The following is a 412-nucleotide window of genomic DNA, read 5'->3' on the forward strand; positions in this document are numbered from 1 at the left end:
CAAATGGATATCGATAATGGAGAAGTTGAGAATACTGCGACAACAGATGCAACGAGTCCAAACGGACCAGTAAGCGATGTGTCAGATAGTGATAATCCAGCTGATGAGGATAACGATATGGATGGTGATACGACGAATGATCCAACGATTACACCGTTAACACCAAACGATGATATCGAGTTAGTTAAAGGTGGTGTTTATGCAGATACCAATGGTGATGGAGTTATTAGTGTAGGTGATATGATTACCTATACCTTAACGGCGACCAACACAGGAACGACTACCTTGACAGGCGTAACAGTAAGCGATACTTTATTAGGAGTTGTAGCTCAGACAACAACACCAGATACTTTATTACCAGGCGAGATGGGAACATTCACAGGAATGTATACAATCACTCAAATGGATATCG

1 protein-coding gene is annotated in these 412 nt (G+C 41.5%); it reads left to right on the top strand.

What is annotated here, in order from left to right:
* Positions 1-412: DUF7507 domain-containing protein (locus IL45_RS00010; protein WP_036578884.1), on the top strand; the 412-nt coding region annotated here is incomplete at both ends.

The sequence above is a fragment of the Nonlabens ulvanivorans genome, from assembly GCF_000732625.1.
Lineage (GTDB): Bacteria > Bacteroidota > Bacteroidia > Flavobacteriales > Flavobacteriaceae > Nonlabens > Nonlabens ulvanivorans.